The organism is Streptomyces sp. NPDC127092 (assembly GCF_042722475.1).
In the GTDB taxonomy this organism is placed as follows: Bacteria; Actinomycetota; Actinomycetes; order Streptomycetales; family Streptomycetaceae; genus Streptomyces.
The window spans coordinates 1,293-1,597 of the sequence record NZ_JBHXFE010000192.1 but is presented as its reverse complement, the minus strand read 5'-3'; the positions used below and the strand labels follow the sequence as shown (position 1 = coordinate 1,597).

Annotated in this window: 1 protein-coding gene; it reads left to right on the top strand. The window is 71.8% G+C overall.

The features are described 5' to 3' along the window. Positions 1–305, top strand: a 305-nt coding sequence (locus ACFWJO_RS38740) for a hypothetical protein (protein WP_386872907.1), incomplete at both ends; no start/stop codon positions are given.

Here is a 305-nt window from a genome sequence, read left to right as displayed (position 1 = left end):
GGCCGGCGGGCGCCTGCGCGATCGGCTCCGCACACGGCTGAGCCTGCGCCGGGCGGTAGCGGATCTGTCTCACAGTTACGAGCCGCGCCGGATCACCGACCGCAACTCGATCACCGACCCAATGTCCGCCGCGCGCAAGCGCCGCAGGATCGAAGAACGTGCGCAGGCCAAGGCAGAGGAGGCGGAGCGTCGCCGCATCGCCCGTGAACGCGATCCCTCGATCGGTGAGCCGGGGTGGCGTCGCGCTCGGAAGCTGTCCCCGCGCGGTTTCGACGGGCACGGCGGGGGAGCGATGCATGTCGTCG